This is a genomic window from Vibrio limimangrovi (assembly GCF_054064025.1).
The window spans coordinates 1-17,463 of sequence record NZ_JBSUGF010000003.1 but is presented as its reverse complement, the minus strand read 5'-3'; the positions used below and the strand labels follow the sequence as shown (position 1 = coordinate 17,463).

General features: G+C 45.2%; 16 protein-coding genes. 14 read left to right on the top strand and 2 right to left on the bottom strand.

Annotation, left to right across the window (positions count from 1 at the left end):
* The first annotated feature begins 619 nt into the window (after positions 1–619).
* The 9 genes from ACWYU8_RS04005 to luxS all read left to right on the top strand — a co-directional run bounded on the left by ACWYU8_RS04005 (position 620) and on the right by luxS (position 11,173).
* On the top strand, positions 620–880 hold the full coding sequence (locus ACWYU8_RS04005; protein WP_457517366.1) for an oxaloacetate decarboxylase subunit gamma: 261 nt from the start codon (positions 620–622) through the stop codon (positions 878–880).
* A gap of 31 nt (positions 881–911) precedes the next feature.
* Complete coding sequence (gene oadA / locus ACWYU8_RS04000; RefSeq protein ID WP_457517364.1) at positions 912–2,693, top strand: sodium-extruding oxaloacetate decarboxylase subunit alpha; 1,782 nt, start codon at positions 912–914, stop codon at positions 2,691–2,693.
* 9 nt (positions 2,694–2,702) lie between these two features.
* Complete coding sequence (locus ACWYU8_RS03995) at positions 2,703–3,833, top strand: sodium ion-translocating decarboxylase subunit beta (protein WP_457517362.1); 1,131 nt, start codon at positions 2,703–2,705, stop codon at positions 3,831–3,833.
* A gap of 146 nt (positions 3,834–3,979) precedes the next feature.
* Positions 3,980–4,930: an NADP-dependent oxidoreductase gene (locus ACWYU8_RS03990; protein ID WP_457517361.1), complete on the top strand. Its 951-nt coding sequence runs from the start codon at positions 3,980–3,982 to the stop codon at positions 4,928–4,930.
* Positions 4,924–5,385 (top strand): YqaA family protein, encoded by a 462-nt coding sequence (locus ACWYU8_RS03985; RefSeq protein ID WP_457517359.1) that lies wholly within the window; start codon positions 4,924–4,926, stop codon positions 5,383–5,385. Before ACWYU8_RS03990 ends, ACWYU8_RS03985 begins: the two co-directional genes overlap by 7 nt.
* A gap of 9 nt (positions 5,386–5,394) precedes the next feature.
* Positions 5,395–8,238 carry a M16 family metallopeptidase gene (locus ACWYU8_RS03980; protein ID WP_457517358.1) on the top strand — a complete coding sequence of 948 codons (2,844 nt, stop codon included), beginning with the start codon at positions 5,395–5,397 and terminating at the stop codon, positions 8,236–8,238.
* Between the two features lie 156 nt (positions 8,239–8,394).
* Complete coding sequence (gene gshA, locus ACWYU8_RS03975; RefSeq protein ID WP_457517356.1) at positions 8,395–9,963, top strand: glutamate--cysteine ligase; 1,569 nt, start codon at positions 8,395–8,397, stop codon at positions 9,961–9,963.
* Between the two features lie 37 nt (positions 9,964–10,000).
* Positions 10,001–10,588: a transglycosylase SLT domain-containing protein gene (locus tag ACWYU8_RS03970; RefSeq protein ID WP_457517368.1), complete on the top strand. Its 588-nt coding sequence runs from the start codon at positions 10,001–10,003 to the stop codon at positions 10,586–10,588.
* 66 nt (positions 10,589–10,654) lie between these two features.
* A complete protein-coding gene (gene luxS, locus ACWYU8_RS03965) occupies positions 10,655–11,173 on the top strand; it encodes an S-ribosylhomocysteine lyase (RefSeq protein WP_457517354.1) in 519 nt (172 codons plus the stop codon).
* 78 nt (positions 11,174–11,251) lie between these two features.
* On the opposite strand, the gene ACWYU8_RS03960 is transcribed toward luxS, so the two are convergent.
* Both ACWYU8_RS03960 and ACWYU8_RS03955 read right to left on the bottom strand, forming a co-directional pair.
* Entirely contained in the window at positions 11,252–12,529 is a 1,278-nt protein-coding gene (locus ACWYU8_RS03960; protein ID WP_457517353.1) for an HlyC/CorC family transporter, read from the bottom strand.
* 116 nt (positions 12,530–12,645) lie between these two features.
* On the bottom strand, positions 12,646–13,440 hold the full coding sequence (locus ACWYU8_RS03955) for a cytochrome C assembly family protein (protein WP_457517351.1): 795 nt from the start codon (positions 13,438–13,440) through the stop codon (positions 12,646–12,648).
* Positions 13,441–13,653: 213 nt separating this feature from the next.
* On the opposite strand from ACWYU8_RS03955, the gene ffh reads away from it, so the two are divergent.
* The 5 genes from ffh (at position 13,654) to rplS (ending at position 17,256) form a co-directional block, all read left to right on the top strand.
* Positions 13,654–15,036 (top strand): signal recognition particle protein, encoded by a 1,383-nt coding sequence (gene ffh, locus ACWYU8_RS03950; RefSeq protein ID WP_457517349.1) that lies wholly within the window; start codon positions 13,654–13,656, stop codon positions 15,034–15,036.
* Positions 15,037–15,246: 210 nt separating this feature from the next.
* The gene (gene rpsP, locus ACWYU8_RS03945; RefSeq protein WP_021705764.1) at positions 15,247–15,495 is read left to right on the top strand and encodes a 30S ribosomal protein S16; all 249 of its coding nucleotides are present in this window, start codon (positions 15,247–15,249) and stop codon (positions 15,493–15,495) included.
* Positions 15,496–15,523: 28 nt separating this feature from the next.
* Complete coding sequence (gene rimM / locus ACWYU8_RS03940) at positions 15,524–16,072, top strand: ribosome maturation factor RimM (RefSeq protein WP_457517347.1); 549 nt, start codon at positions 15,524–15,526, stop codon at positions 16,070–16,072.
* Positions 16,073–16,099: 27 nt separating this feature from the next.
* Entirely contained in the window at positions 16,100–16,861 is a 762-nt protein-coding gene (trmD, locus tag ACWYU8_RS03935; protein ID WP_457517345.1) for a tRNA (guanosine(37)-N1)-methyltransferase TrmD, read from the top strand.
* A 41-nt stretch (positions 16,862–16,902) separates the two neighbouring features.
* The gene (gene rplS / locus ACWYU8_RS03930) at positions 16,903–17,256 is read left to right on the top strand and encodes a 50S ribosomal protein L19 (protein WP_145532528.1); all 354 of its coding nucleotides are present in this window, start codon (positions 16,903–16,905) and stop codon (positions 17,254–17,256) included.
* The last annotated feature ends 207 nt before the right edge of the window (positions 17,257–17,463 follow it).

Here is a 17,463-nt window from a genome sequence, read left to right as displayed (position 1 = left end):
TCCTTAGCTCAGCTGGATAGAGTACCTGGCTACGAACCAGGCGGTCGGAGGTTCGAATCCTCCAGGACGCGCCACTTATTAAGAAACCTCGCTTATGCGAGGTTTTTTTATATCTGATAAATAGGCTTTTCATTTGACTGAGTATGATACCAATCACAGTAAGTGCTCGTTTATTCAAAACCCTGCAATCCTAATCTCCTAACTTCAAATCTCAGATTGGGTTTATGGCTCAATTCTAATCTTGCCTCTTCTGTCTTCGACCGGCCTTAACATTGATAATGTAGCCATCTTATTTATATATTGTTGTTATTGTGTTAAATTTTTCATGTTATTGTTTATTATTAGTTTTTTGCTATCTTCTTCGGCGTAAGTTTGATGTGTTAATCGCAGTTTTTCTATGGTTTTTCAGTTAGTCTGTCATGAATTAATAGGTACTTTCCCTGCAGTATTTGCATACGAATTGTGATCTAAGTAGTGAATGAATAATCATTTGTAGGTATTACAACAAACCTTCCTCAAACAAAATTGACAAAATTTAACCAGTCGAGATAATCCTCGGGTCGGGATCTGACACAATTAAAATCCTGCACCTGTCAGGATGACAAAGAAAGGAAGCAACATGACTAATATAGGAAGCCTGCTAGCAGATGCGGCCGCTCTCATGGTTACTGGGATGGCGGTTGTGTTTATTTTCCTTACTATGCTTGTTTATCTTGTGCGGCTCATGTCGAAATTAGTACCAGAAGAAGTACTAGAGCCAATCGCAAGCCCAAAAATAAATACCAATATTCAATCAACCTCTTCCGCTGTTAGTCCACAAGTCGTGGCGGCGATCTCGGCTGCGATTCATAAACATCGCGGCTCTGTCGCAAAGAAGTAGCCGAAATAGGATTAAAAAGGAGTTTAAGAGAATGTCTAAACCACTAGCTATTACGGATGTGGTCCTTCGAGACGCCCATCAATCGTTGTTTGCTACTCGAATGCGTATCGAAGATATGCTTCCGATTGCGGCTGAATTGGATAAAGTTGGATACTGGTCTTTAGAGACCTGGGGTGGAGCAACGTTTGATTCTTGCATTCGATTCCTTGGGGAAGACCCATGGGAGCGCTTACGAGAATTGAAGAAAGCGATGCCAAATACCCCGATGCAAATGTTACTACGCGGTCAAAACCTTTTAGGATATCGCCATTATGCCGACGACGTAGTAGAAAAGTTTGTTGAACGCGCTCATGCAAACGGTATGGATGTTTTCCGTATTTTTGATGCCATGAATGACGTCCGCAATTTCCAGAAAGCGGTTAAAGCAACGGTGGATGTTGGCGCTCACGCTCAAGGCACACTGTCTTACACGACCAGTCCTGTACACAATACGGATACCTGGGTTGATCTGGCAAAACGTTTGGAAGACTTAGGCTGCCATTCTATCTGTATCAAAGATATGTCCGGGTTACTGAAGCCTTATGAGGCAGAAGAGTTGATCACTCGTATCAAAGCTTCATGTCACGTTCCGTTAGCGCTTCACTGCCATGCGACGACCGGCCTATCTACAGCAACTGCGATTAAAGCGGTAGAAGCCGGTATTGATATCCTTGATACTGCAATTTCATCAATGAGTAGTACTTACGGCCATACGCCAACAGAAACCGTGGTGGCGATGCTACAGGGAACCGAGCGCGATACAAATCTGAAATTGGATGAGATTGAGCCTATTGCCGCTTACTTCCGTGAAGTCCGTAAAAAATACGCGAAGTGGGAAGGTCAGTTAAAAGGCGTAGACTCTCGTATCCTGATTGCTCAGGTACCAGGTGGCATGCTTACTAACATGGAAGGCCAGCTTAAAGAACAAGGCGCTGCTGATCGTCTTGACGAAGTACTGGAAGAGATCCCTCGTGTTCGTGAAGATCTTGGTTTTATTCCATTGGTCACCCCAACTTCGCAAATTGTCGGTACTCAAGCGGTAATTAACGTTCTTACTGGTGAACGCTACAAGAGCATTACCAAGGAAACCGCAGGTCTGTTGAAGGGTGAGTACGGCCAAGCACCAGCACCACTTAACGCTGAGTTGCAAGCGAAAGTGCTTGAAGGTAAAGAGCCTATCACATGCCGTCCTGCTGATTTGCTAGAGCCAGAAATGGAAGCTCTGATGGTTGAGCTAATGGAGAAAGCGAAATCAGAAGGCATTAAACTGGCGAATGAACAAGTTGATGACGTACTGACTTATGCGTTGTTCCCTCAAGTTGGTCTGAAGTTCCTGAAAAACCGAGGCAATCCTGAAGCGTTTGAGCCTGTTCCTACACTAGAATCGGCTAAACCAGTTGCTGTTGTGGCTCAAGCTGCTGGCGGTGTAGAAACTTACAGCGTTCGTGTTGACGGACAGGTTTATGACGTAGAAGTCGGTCCGCAGGGGGAACTGACCTCTGTGACCCCAGCAGGTGCACCAGCAAAACCTGCCGCTCCGGCTGCACCAGCCAGTACTTCTGCTGAATTTGTCCCAGCTCCTCTTGCGGGCAACATCTTTAAAGTCAATGTTAAGCCAGGTGTTGAAGTGGCAGAAGGTGATGTGTTGCTGATCCTTGAAGCAATGAAGATGGAAACGGAAATTCGTGCGGCCCGTGGTGGTATCGTTCATGAGTTGAATGTCAAAGAAGGTGATGCCGTGACCGTAGGTGCACCTCTTCTGAGTCTGGCATAAGGGAGTATCATGGACGGATTGATGACCCTATGGTCAGAAACAGGGATCGCTAACTTTGAGTTCGGCCAAATATGTATGATGTTGGTTGGCTGTACCCTGCTGTTTTTAGCGATCCGAAAGGGCTTTGAACCATTACTTCTGCTTCCAATCGGGTTTGGCGCGATTTTGGCAAATATTCCAAACGCAGGCTTTACCGAGCCTGGTGGATTGCTTTATTACGTCTACTACATCGGGATCGAATCGGGTGTTTTCCCGCTATTGATCTTTATGGGCGTAGGCGCGATGACCGACTTTGGTGCATTGATTGCGAACCCGAAAACGCTTTGGTTAGGTGCCGCAGCTCAGTTTGGTATTTTTGCTACGCTATTTGGAGCGATTTTACTCAACTACATTCCTGGTATGGAATTCACCATGGCCGATGCATCTTCTATCGCGATTATCGGTGGTGCTGATGGTCCAACGGCAATTTTCCTCGCGAGCAAGCTGTCGCCTGATCTACTTGGTGCAATTGCGGTTGCGGCTTATAGCTACATGGCGTTGGTACCAATTATTCAACCACCAATCATGAAAGCCTTAACCACAACAGAAGAGCGTCAGATTAAAATGGCTCAGTTGCGTCACGTCGGTAAATGGGAAAAAGTTATCTTCCCGCTTGCTGTGCTCTTGATGACCATTCTGTTCTTGCCTTCAGCAACGCCTCTGGTAGGGATGTTCTGTCTTGGTAACTTGATGCGTGAAGCCGGTGTTGTGGATCGTTTATCGAAAACGGCGCAAAACGAGCTTATCAATATCGTGACCATTTTCCTTGGTCTTGGTGTTGGTTCTAAGTTACAAGCTGAAAAATTCTTAAACTTAGAAACACTGGGTATTCTCGCTCTTGGCGCGCTAGCGTTCAGTATCGGTACTGCTGCTGGCGTACTCATGGCTAAGCTACTGAATAAGTTCTCGAAGGAAGACATCAACCCGCTGATTGGTGCGGCTGGTGTTTCGGCTGTACCTATGGCAGCGCGTGTTGTGAATAAGGTCGGTTTAGATGCAAACCCACAAAACTTCTTGTTGATGCATGCTATGGGCCCTAACGTCGCCGGTGTTCTCGGTTCGGCTGTGGCGGCAGGTATTCTGCTTGCTCTGGTCGGATAGAAGGTTTGTAGCACGCAGTGGTTGTGATTGTGCTGGAGATAAAATTATCCGCCAAATTACATCGTGACCATTAACTTCGGTAAACAAAATGGTTTATAGTCAAAGGGATGCTTCGGCATCCCTTTTTGTCTTTCAAGGAATGGGTTATGGAACACAAACAGATCGTTATCACTGAATTTGGCACTGCAAACGTACTTGAGATTCAAGATGCACCGACACCATCACCAAAATCAGGTGAAGTCTTAGTAAAAGTTTTTTTCTCAGGCGTGAATCCTATTGATGTAAAGACCCGTGCTGGACTTGGCTGGGCTGCTGCTCAGAATAAAGATAAGTTGCCTTGGGTTCCGGGTTATGACATCTCAGGAGAGGTCGTATCTTGCGGTGAGCAAACGTCCCGTTTTGCTATCGGCGATAAAGTTGCTGGTTTCATCGGCTTCCCTGTGAAAGGTGGTGGATACAGCCAGTATGTATGCGTAGCGGAATCAGAGCTAAGCCACGTTCCAAGCAATGTGACACTGGATTCGGCGGCTGCACTTCCTCTTGCCGGACAAACCGCTGCTCAGGCTTTGGGTAAAGCCAATGTGACCGAAAGCGATCGCGTCTTAATTCTTGCCGGTGCGGGGGGCGTAGGACATATCGCCGTGCAATTGGCGGTAGCAAGTAAGGCTGAAGTATTTACTACCTGTAGTGAGCGAAATGTCGATTATCTCACATCACTTGGTGTTAATGCAGTGAACTATCAATTAGGTCCAGTGTCAGAACGTGTTGAAGATATAGATGTTTTGATTGATTTAGTGGGTGGAGATGCCGCGTTAGATGCGCTTAAATGCCTCAAACCTGACGCAAGAGTGATCACCGTGCCTACAATCACCGCTGAGTTAATTTGTGAGCAAGCGAAGCTATTGGGTATAGAAGCCAGCGGTATGTTAGTTGAGCCGAAGCCAGAGCAGATGGATTCCTTGCTGTATATGGCTGATGTTGGGCTACTGAAGGCTGAGATTCAACATATCTACCCAATGGATGACGTGGTCGCAGCTCACGAACAAGTGGAATCGGGGCGGACTAGAGGCAAGGTATTGCTTGATATGACATGCTAGAAGCATTTAATGCAGGCTTTGAAAACTTAGCGCATTGGTTTTCTGATTCTGCATTATGGGTGCTTTTTTTGACCGGCTTTCTCAGTGCCACCTTATTACCGGGTGGCTCTGAGGCGGGACTAGTCGCCACCCTTTCTCTAAATCAATATTCCATCTATTCCGTAATCCTCGTCGCCACGATAGGTAACACCCTCGGTGGTTTGACTAACTACTGGTTAGGATTATGGATCCCAAATAAAACTCAAGATGAAAAACATGGCCATACCGCACTAAAGTGGTTATCTCAATATGGTTACTGGGTTTTATTTTTCAGCTGGTTACCTGTTATTGGTGATCCGTTGTGTCTAGCGGCAGGTTGGTTACGGATGAAATTCCTGCCGTGTTTAGTTCTAATATTATTTGGAAAGGCCGCTAGGTACAGCCTGCTAGCAGCCATCTATCTCGGATTATTTTAAGGAAAGTACATGAGAATTTTTTGGGTTGGCGCGTGTTCACTGCTCGTGATCACGGGTTGTGCATCACAATCACCAGTTTCATCACTGCCTGAAGGGGTCACTTTCGTTGAGTCGTCACAAGCGGAAGAAGGCAAAGTTAAAATCCCTTACCAAAAATACAAACTTGATAACGGGCTTACCGTTATTCTCGCACCAGAAGACTCTGATCCGCTTGTGCATGTTGATGTGACTTATCATGTTGGTTCTGCCCGAGAGGAAATCGGCAAGTCTGGTTTTGCTCACTTCTTTGAACACATGATGTTCCAGGGCTCTGAGAACGTGGGCGATCAAGAGCATTTCAAAATTATCACAGAGGCAGGCGGGACGCTTAACGGGACAACCAACCGTGACCGTACAAACTACTTTGAAACCGTACCCGCTAACCAGCTAGAAAAAATGCTGTGGCTCGAATCAGACCGCATGGGGTTCTTGCTGGATGCTGTGTCACAACACAAGTTTGAGATTCAGCGCTCAACCGTTAAGAACGAACGTGCTCAGCGCTATGACAACCGTCCGTATGGTTTGATTTGGGAGCGTATATCAGAAGCACTGTACCCAGAAGGTCACCCATATTCATGGCAAACCATTGGATACGTGGAAGACTTAGATCGCGTTGACGTAAATGACCTTAAAGCTTTCTTCCTGCGCTGGTATGGTCCGAATAATGCCACCTTGACCATTGGTGGCGATTTAGATGTCGAACAGACACTTAACTGGGTTAACAAGTACTTTGGTTCGATCCCACGTGGCCCCGAAGTTGAGAATGCAGCAAAGCAACCAGCAACGCTGCCTGAAAGCAAATACATCACTTTAGAAGATCGAATTCAGCAGCCAATGGTTATGATTGCATGGCCAACCACATACAGTGGTGAAGAGAGCCAGGCATCACTCGATACGCTATCTGAAGTTCTTGGTGGTGGTACAAATAGCGTGCTTTACCAAGATCTGGTTAAAACCCAGAAAGCGGTTGATGCGGGCTCATTCCATGATTGTGCAGAACTGTCTTGTACCTTCTTCGTTTATGCGATGGGGGATTCTGGCGATAAGGGTGACCTGACTAAATTGTATGATGAAGTCATGCAGTCACTGAACAAATTTTCTCAGCAGGGTGTAACGGAAGATCGTCTTGAACAGTTAACCGGCAAAGCCGAAGCTGACGCCATTTTTGCGCTGGAAAGCGTCAAGGGCAAAGTGACTCAATTGGCATCTAATGAGACCTTCTTTGGTAAGCCGGATATGATTGAGGAACAGCTGGAGCAAATCCGAGCGGTGACGCCAGCATCGGTAGAGAAAGCGTACAGCGATTTTATTAAAGGCAAGTCAAAAGTAACCTTGAGTGTGGTACCAACAGGGAAAACGGATTTGGCAGTCAAATCGCCGACGTTTGTGACGCCAGAACGCACGCTACCTGAGTACAAAAAGATCACTGATGATCAACTGGCTTACCGACGTGCAACTGACAACTTCGATCGTTCAGTGCAGCCACCTATCGGTGACCCGGTTAAGGCGACTATGCCGGAACTGTATGAGGCTAAATTCGAGAATGGCTCTGAACTGTTGGGTACTGTCAGCAATGAGACACCAACCGTTATGATGCAATTCAGTCTGCCTGCGGGTACGCGTTTTGTTGAAAATGGCAAAGAGGGTCTGGCTCAACTGACAGCAGCAATGCTGCAAGAGGGAACGACAAAACGTAGCATGGAAGAGATTCAGGCTGAGTTAGATAAACTGGGCAGTGTTATCTCGGTCGATGCGACAGATTACACGACGAACATCAGTGTTTCTGCATTAGAGAAAAATTTACAACCGACGTTGAAGATTGTCGAAGAAGTTCTGTTATCACCAGCATTCAAGCAAGAAGATTTCGACCGTGTGAAAGAGCAAGCGTTGGAAGGTTTGGTTTATGAGCACCAGAGTCCAAGTTGGATGGCCGCGCAAGCTGGACGCCAAGTACTTTACGGGGATACGACTTTTGCCCGACCTAAAGATGGCACGCAGGCTGGCATGAAGGCACTGACTCTTGACGATATCCGAGCATTTTACTCAACGCACTACACACCACATGGTGCGCAGATCACTGTAGTGGGAGACGTCAATAAAAAGGATATCGAGCAGAAATTAGCGTTTTGGGCAAATTGGCAAGATGATGCAGCCCCGTCGTACGAGCCGCAAAACATTCCTGCACTGGGGATGCAAAAAGTTCATCTTGTGGATAAACCAGGGGCACCTCAGAGTGTTGTTATGATGGTACGTCAGGGGGTTCCGTATGATGCGACAGGCGAGTTCTTCCTTGCTCAACTGGCTAACTTTAACTTGTCGGGGAATTTTAACAGCCGTATAAACCAAAACCTTCGTGAAGAGAAAGGCTATACGTATGGCGCATACGGCTATTTCTCTGGAAGTCCGGAGACGGGTTCTGTTGTGTTCACAGCTCAAGTACGTGCTGATGCAACCGTTGCTTCAATCACGGAGATTGAAAATGAAATGAAAGCATTTTCTGAATCCGGTATGACTGACGACGAGTTGACATTCATGCGTCAGGCCGTGGGGCAAAAAGATGCACTGAAATATGAAACTCCGACACAAAAAGCGGAGCTCATCAGTGATATCTTTAAGTACAACCTTGATAAAGATTACTTGCAACAACGAAATGCCATAGTAGAAAAAGTCGATAAAGAGACGTTAAATAACCTGGCTAAAAAATGGTTTAATCCAAACGACTATCAAATTGTCGTGGTTGGTGATGCAAAATCACTCCGCCCTCAACTAGAAAAGTTAGGGAAAGACGTGGAAGAGCTTGAAATCATTCGATAGAGTACACATCTAATAGCGGAGGGCGTGCTCTCCGCTATCCATCTAGATAAGTGACTTTTTGTGGGTTATTTATCTAGATGGTCCAATTATCAATAACTTAGCTTTCACTTGCTTCGAATGGCAAGTGTCCTGCTCCTAATATAAGCGAACCTCATTTTGACTGATTTTGCTGCGCGACTGGAAAAAGTTGCATCAAACCCCGAAGTATTTAAGCAGTTTGGACGCGGTGTTGAGCGCGAAACTTTGCGCTATCGTCAGGATGGACATCTGGCAACGACACCTCATCCTGAGGGGGTGGGCTCAGCGTTCACGAACCAGTGGATTACTACGGATTTCTCAGAGTCGTTACTCGAGTTTATCACTCCTGTTTCTCATGATATTCCGGAACTGATAGCACAACTGAAAGATATTCATCACTTTACCCAAACTAAAATGGGTGAAGAAAAGATGTGGCCACTTTCGATGCCGTGTTATGTCGATAATGAAGACGATATTAACCTTGCCCAATACGGCTCTTCAAACTCAGCTCGAATGAAGACGCTTTACCGTGCGGGCCTAAAGCGTCGTTACGGCAGTTTGATGCAGATTATTTCTGGTGTTCACTTTAACTTTTCATTTCCGGAATCGTTTTGGGATGTGCTTTATGGTGAGCAGGATTCAGAGACGCGTCAGGAAACAAAATCGGCCGCTTATTTTGATTTAATTCGCAATTACTACCGCTTTGGCTGGATGATTCCATTCTTCTTTGGTGCATCACCAGCGTTGTGTGGTTCATTTATTAAAGGTCGGGAAACGAAACTACCGTTTGAGAACCTTGGTGGTACGTTGTATTTACCAAAATCGACTTCTCTACGATTAAGTGATTTGGGGTACACCAATAGTGCGCAAAGCTCGTTAAAAATCGGCTTTAATAGTATCGAACAGTACCTTGAAGGCTTAAATGATGCGATTAATCGTCCGTCAGAAGAGTTTGCCAAAATCGGTGTGAAAGTAGATGGTGAGTACCGTCAGCTTAACTCAAATATTTTACAAATTGAAAACGAGCTGTATGCGCCAATCCGTCCCAAACGTGTTGCTAAGAGTGGTGAGAAACCATCAGAAGCTTTAAAGCGCGCAGGTGTTGAGTACATCGAAGTTCGTTCTCTGGATGTGAACCCATTCAGTGCTGTTGGTATAACGGAAGAGCAAGTTCGCTTCCTCGACTTATTTCTGACTTGGGCAGCATTGTCAGATTCTGACCCAATGGATAATTGTGAGTTGGAATGTTGGCGCGACAACTGGAACAAAGTAATTGTTTCTGGCCGGGAAAAAGGTCTGATGCTACAGATTGGCTGCCACGGCGAGCGTTTATCTCTGCAAGATTGGGCACATCAAGTTTTTGCTGAGCTGCGTCAAATTGCAGTAGCGATGGATGCGGTCTTTGAAGACAATGCATATCAAGATGTTTGCAATAAACTCTCTGAGTGGATTGATAACCCTGAGCTGACAACTTCAGGTCAGTTGTTAGAACTGACCAAAGAACTGGGCGGTTTAGGCAAGGTAGGGTGCACTCTGGGTTTACAGCATCGTGAAGAGAATTTGAATCATAGTTACCAATTTTACTCACAAGAGATGATGGAAGCGGAAGTGGCTGCTTCAATCGAAAAACAGAAGCAGGTAGAACTCAGTGATAGGATGAGTTTTGAAGACTTCTTGGCTGACTACTTTTCTTATTTAAAACAATAACGGAATAGGATGGGTGGAAGTGAATATTAAGCCTCTAATGGTATCGGTGCTAGGCAGTGTGTTGCTCGCGGGGTGTGCGACGGCTCCACCAAAGCAGCAAGATAACCTGTGCGAGATATTCAGGGAGAAATCTGGTTGGTATGATGACGCCAAAGATATGGAAGAGGAGTGGGGAACGCCTATCCATGTCGCAATGGCTTTCATTAAGCAAGAAAGTGGCTACCGACACGATGCCAAACCACCCATAGATTACGTACTGGGTTTTATTCCTTGGGGGCGAGTCAGCAGCGCTTATGGGTATGCTCAGGCGCAAGACCCTGCCTGGGACGATTTTCAAGATTCGACCGGGCAAGGTGGCTCGCGCACTAGCTTTGATGACTCCATAATGTTTGTCGGCTGGTATACTCATGAGACCCGTCGTCAGCTCGGTATCTCTTTATGGGATCCATATAACCAGTATCTTGCCTATCATGAAGGAAGAGGCGGTTATACGCGCGGTACGTATAAAAGAAAGCCGAGTTTAGTTAAAGTAGCCAGACGCGTAGAACAAACCGCGAAGAATTATGGCTGGCAGCTGAAACAATGTCGCCAGGAACTGGAAGACAACAGCAGCTGGTTCTTTTAACCCTAGTGGGGACGAATAGAAAAACCAATGCCAATAGGTGTTGGAATTACAATCAGGAGAGATGTAATGCCTTTACTCGATAGTTTTACTGTGGATCACACTCGTATGAATGCACCAGCAGTGCGAGTTGCGAAAACCATGCAGACCCCAAAAGGGGACACCATTACTGTCTTCGATTTACGCTTTACAGCACCAAACAAAGACATCCTTTCTGAGAAAGGGATCCACACACTTGAGCATCTTTATGCTGGCTTTATGCGTAATCACTTAAACGGTGACAGTGTTGAGATTATTGATATTTCACCAATGGGATGTCGTACTGGCTTCTACATGAGCCTGATAGGTACGCCTTCTGAGCAACAAGTGGCGGATGCATGGGTTGCATCGATGGAAGATGTGCTGAAAGTAGAAAGCCAGAACAAAATTCCTGAACTCAATGAGTACCAATGTGGTACGGCTGCGATGCACTCGCTGGATGAAGCGAAGCAAATTGCGAAGAACATTCTGGATGCGGGCGTATCAGTAAATAAAAATGATGAGCTGGCTCTGCCGGAATCAATGCTAAAAGAGCTACGTATCGACTAAGACCTGAGTTGTCTTATCAAATGATATAACGAGAAGAGCCTGACAATGTCAGGTTCTTTTTCATACGAAGCAGTTAAATTAGTTACTGCTTTTCTTTCTCTTTGGATAAACACGAACTAACTTTATTCGGTTCTCTTCGATCTCAACGATTTCCATCGGGTGTCCGGATACTTGCACACTCAGATGGCTTTCCGGAATATCTTCCAAGTGCTCCAGGATTAGGCCATTGAGAGTTCGCGGACCATTAGTAGGCAGATGCCACTTTAATCCTTTGTTGATATCGCGAATGTTCGTACTGCCCTCAATTAAGAAACTTCCGTCGCCTTGAGGACTGATTTCGTCAGATAAACTTGGCGAAATTGAGGTGGTAAATTCACCGATGATCTCTTCCAGAATGTCTTCAAGCGTCACTAAGCCAATAATGTCACCATATTCGTCGACGATAAGGCCAATGCGTTGTTTATTGCGCTGAAATTTCAGCATCTGTACATTCAGTGGTGTACCTTCTGGAATGTAATACACTTCATCGGCAGCACGCAGTAACGTCTCTTTAGTGAACTCATTTTTTTCAAGCATCAGACGGTAAGCTTCACGTAAACGCAGCATACCCACGACTTCATCTATCTTGTCTCGGTAAAAAACAATCCGTCCATGTGGCGAGTGAGTCAATTGGCGAACGATGGATTTCCAGTCGTCATTGATGTCGATACCCGTAATCTCATTACGAGGCACCATAATGTCGTTTACGGTGACATGCTCAAGATCCAGAATAGATACCAACATGTCCTGATGTCGACGAGGAATAAGACCGCCAGCTTCGTTTACCACGGTTCGCAGTTCTTCTGAACTCAGGTGATCTTCTACCGTGTGATCGGCCTTAACACCGAGGAGACGAATGAAACCGTTGGTAATAAAGTTCACTAACAGCACGATTGGTGAAAGTAACTTCATTAAAATCGTCAAAAGCACGCTGCTTGCGTACGATACGCGCTCCGGATAGAGAGCGGCGATGGTTTTTGGCGTGACTTCGGCAAATACCAGCACAACCATGGTAAGCGCACCAGTTGCGATAGCGACGCCCATATCACCGTATAAGCGCATACCGATAATAGTCGCGATCGCTGAGGCAAGAATATTGACGAGGTTGTTACCGATAAGAATAAGACCGATCAAGCGATCTGGACGGTCCAATAATTTTTCGACACGCTTCGCACCCTTATGGCCATTTTGGGCCAGGTGTTTCAATCGATAACGGTTCAGAGACATCATCCCTGTTTCTGAACCGGAAAAGTAAGCTGATATGACGATAAGACACGCGAGTAGCGCAAATAAGATACCCGTAGATATGTCGTCCAAAACGTTGCTGTTCCTTGTAAGTTTTTGGTTATTTAAAAGCTCAGTAAAGCTGTTAAGTTATGGGTTACACGTACTTTATTTTATTTGAACGCGGATATAAAGGGCCGATAAGCGCTTTAATTCAATATGATCTCTCTTACAAAGCGGCTACCAAAATAAGCCAGCGTGAGTAATGTGGCACCTGCGACGGCAAACCACGTCACTTTTCTTCCACGCCAACCTTTTTGATAATGGCCCCAAAGTAAAATGGAATAAACCACCCAAGCGATGAAAGAAAGAATGGCTTTGTGGGCTTTCCCTTCTGCAAACATGTCTTGAACAAACACATAGCCTGTTATTAGCGTAGCAGTCAGCAGCAAATTACCAATCAAAATAATTTTAAACAATTGACGCTCGACCATAAGTAATGGCGGTAAATTTGGGTTGATTGCTAAAGACTTCTTGGCTTTCAATTTATGGTCAAGCCATGCAAGTTGCAGTGCATATAACGCGCCAATACTCAGTGTGGCATAAGAAAACAGCGCTAAAGAGATATGAATGAGTAGCTTCGGATCGTTTTCTAAATGCTTGATGAAGGTGCTTGGAAGAAAAGCCGCAGCTGATAAGTTGATAGCAGCAAAGCTATAAACGACAGGCAACAGAAACCACAGTCGGTTCTTTAACATCGCAATGCTCATAGCCAGAGAAATAATAAAGCTGATCAGAGAGGCGACGTTAAGAATACTCAGGTTTTGACCAGAACCATCCAATATGAGGTCACTCAAGAGCCAAGCATGAAAAACAAGCGCGCAGGCAGCGCTGGCAAACACTGTTTTTGTTTTGATCACTGACTGGTGTGAGAGTCCAGGTATGATGGTTGCAATCGCCAATACGTAAAGTATGACGGCTGCGATGGCAATTACGCTATCCATGAATCCAAAATGTTGTTGTGCACAATGTGGGAAATTATACCTTGCATTACACTTCGGGGCTACGTTCTATACGACAACAATCGTGTTAGATGAGATATTGAAATTAATAAGTTAGCCCATCATATACCAATAGAGCAGTTGTACGGGTATGACTGTGACCTTGGCTAAGGTATACTCACCCTAATTAATCGCCATTTTAGCGAAGAGACAAAGATGTTTGAGAATTTAACGGATCGATTATCCAAAACGCTGAAAAATATCAGTGGCAAAGGTCGTCTGACAGAAGACAACATTAAAGAGACCCTACGTGAAGTACGTATGGCGCTTCTGGAAGCAGACGTCGCACTTCCAGTTGTGCGTGAGTTTGTAAACCGCGTTAAAGAAAAAGCGGTGGGTGTAGAGGTTTCTAAATCTCTGACGCCGGGTCAAGAGTTCATTAAGATCGTTCAATCTGAGCTTGAAGCGGTGATGGGTGAGTCTAACGAAGCCCTTAACCTGGCGGCTCAACCGCCGGCGGTACTTTTGATGGCAGGTCTACAAGGTGCGGGTAAAACCACATCGGTAGGTAAACTGTCTAAGCTGCTAAAAGAACGTGATAAGAAGAAAGTTCTGGTTGTTTCTGCCGACGTTTACCGTCCTGCGGCAATCAAACAGCTAGAGACGCTGGCATCTGACATCGGTGTGGACTTCTTCCCGTCGTCACCAGACCAAAAGCCAATTGATATTGCTAATGCTGCTATCGATCACGCAAAGAAAAAATTCTATGACGTGCTGATTGTCGATACCGCGGGTCGTTTGGCGATTGATGAACAGATGATGGGCGAGATTAAAGATCTACACTCTGCTATCAAGCCTGTAGAAACGCTGTTTGTTGTTGATGCAATGACAGGTCAGGATGCGGCGAATACCGCAAAAGCTTTTGGTGATGCGCTACCACTTACTGGTGTGATTCTTACCAAGGTAGATGGTGACGCGCGTGGTGGTGCGGCGCTATCGGTTCGCCATATCACAGGTAAACCAATTAAGTTCTTGGGTGTTGGTGAGAAAACTGACGCACTGGAACCGTTCCACCCAGATCGTGTTGCATCACGTATTCTTGGCATGGGTGACGTTCTGTCTTTGATTGAAGACCTGCAACGTAACGTTGACCAAGAGAAAGCAGAAAAACTGGCTAAGAAGTTCAAAGAGAAAAAAGGCTTCGACTTAGAAGACTTCCGTGAACAGCTAGGTCAGATGCAAAACATGGGTGGCATGATGGGTATGCTCGACAAGCTTCCTGGCATGTCTCAGCTACCATCTGATGTAAAAGACAAAGTTGATGACAAGATGTTCAAGCAAATGGAAGCGATCATCAGCTCAATGACAATGAAAGAGCGTCAGCGCCCGGAAATCATCAAAGGTTCGCGTAAGAAACGTATCGCAGCAGGTTCAGGAGTACAGGTTCAAGACGTCAACCGCCTGCTAAAACAGTTCACCCAGATGCAGAAAATGATGAAGAAAATGCAAAAGGGCGGCATGAAAGGTATGATGCGCAACATGCAAGGTATGATGGGTGGCATGGGCGGAGGCGGTGGCTTCAACCCATTTGGTCGATAACCAGTCAATCAGACTATAGTTTCAGGGTGTTAGCTACATCACAAACTTTAATTTCAATTTATGTTGGTGAAAAAGTATCTAAACCCCTTGCATTGCTCCGGGATAAGAGTAGAATTCCGGAGCTTTATTTTGGCACGAGACCCCAGGTTGTTCAGTTTTTTGAATGATTTTTGGGGTTAATTTTATTTTTGAGAAAGCAAAGAGGACGACATGGTAACCATTCGTTTGGCACGTCACGGCGCTAAAAAGCGTCCATTTTATCAAATCGTAGTAGCAGATAGCCGTAACTCTGCAACTGGCCGTTTCATCGAGAAAGTTGGTTTCTTTAACCCAACAGCTCAAGGTCAAGAAGAAGGTCTACGTCTAGACCTAGACCGCGTTAACCATTGGGTTGGTCAAGGCGCGTCTCTATCTGACCGCGTTGCAAAACTAGTTAAAGACGCTCAAAAAGCGGCTTAATTCTTACTTTAGAAGTAGAAACTAGTTTATGTCGATGAAAGGTAAAGAAACAATGAGCAACGAAAAGATTGTTGTAGGCAAGTTAGGTGCTACTTACGGCATTCGTGGTTGGCTTAAAGTTTTTTCCTACACAGACAATGCTGAAAGCATTTTCGATTACAGCCCTTGGTTTATAAACCAAAAGGGCAACTGGGTTGAGTACAAAGTAGAAGGCTGGAAGCGCCATAACAAAGGTATGGTGGTGAAGCTGGAAGGTCTTGATATTCGCGAAGACGCGCATTTAATGACTAACTTTGAAATTGCTATTGACCCTGCAGCACTTCCAGAATTGTCAGAAGATGAATTCTACTGGCGCGAATTGTTTGGGATGCAAGTAGTAACCACTAAAGGTTACGATCTGGGTGTCGTTACTGACATGCTGGAAACTGGCTCAAACGATGTTTTGGTAGTTAAAGCAAATCTTAAAGATGCTTTCGGGCAAAAGGAACGATTAATCCCGTTCCTTGAAGAGCAAGTGATCATTAAAGTTGATCGCGAAGCTCAACGGATCGAAGTTGACTGGGATCCTGGATTCTAATCTCCAAAAATACAGGGCGAGATAAACATGTGGGTTGGCGTTATTAGCCTTTTTCCTGAAATGTTCCGTTCTGTTACTGATTTTGGAGTAACAGGTCAAGCGGTTAAAAAAGGTCTTTTGTCTATTGAGACTTGGAATCCTCGAGATTTCACTCACGACAAACATCGAACTGTCGATGACCGACCTTACGGTGGTGGCCCTGGCATGTTAATGATGGTTCAGCCTTTGCGCGATGCCATTCATGCAGCTAAAAATGCCTCACCGGGTAAGACGAAAGTCATTTACCTTTCTCCTCAAGGTCGCAAGCTCGACCAGCAAGGAGTGGAAGAGCTGGCAACAAATGAGAATTTACTTCTTATCTGTGGTCGCTATGAAGGGGTAGATGAGCGCATCATTCAATCTGAAGTCGACGAAGAATGGTCGATTGGAGATTTTGTGATGACGGGTGGTGAGATACCAGCCATGACGTTAATTGATTCTGTCTCTCGGTTTATTCCGGGCGTATTAGGGGATTTTTCGTCAGCAGAAGAAGACTCTTTTGCTAATGGCTTGTTGGATTGCCCTCATTACACGCGTCCAGAAGTGTTGGATGACAAAGAGGTACCAGCGGTACTGATGTCAGGCAATCACAAGGATATTCGTCAATGGCGACTAAAGCAGTCGCTAGGCCGAACTTGGCTACGAAGACCAGAGCTCCTGGAAAACCTAGCTCTGACTGACGAACAGGAACAATTACTTGCCGAGTTTATTAATGAGCATAAAGCCGTTAACAAACACAATGCAAAGTAACCTAATTTATTTAGTATCAGTTTATTCTAGGAATTTTAAAAATGAGTAACATCATCAAAGCTCTTGAAGAAGAGCAAATGAAACAAGACCTACCTAAATTTGCACCAGGTGACACTGTTGTTGTTCAAGTTAAGGTAAAAGAAGGTGACCGTGAGCGTCTACAGGCTTTCGAAGGCGTTGTAATCGCAATCCGTAACCGTGGTCTACACTCTGCTTTCACTGTACGTAAGATCTCTAACGGTGAAGGTGTTGAGCGTACATTCCAAACACACTCTCCAATCGTTGATAGCATCGAAGTTAAACGCCGTGGTGCAGTACGTCGTGCCAAGTTGTACTACCTACGTGAGCGTTCTGGTAAGTCTGCTCGTATCAAAGAGAAACTTGCTAAGAAGTAATGCTATAATAAGCGTTCTCATTAAACGGAGTCCTTTAGGGCTCCGTTTTTTTATTTATAGGTCCTAGGTAAAGAAAGGTCCTAGGTTCTAGATGTGTTTGCGGTAAGTTCAGTGATAAATGGAAGCTCAAGTGCTTGTTGTTTTGGAATACTGATTACAGAATACAGAAGTATTTGACGTCAAATGAGGTTGATTGAAAAATAATCC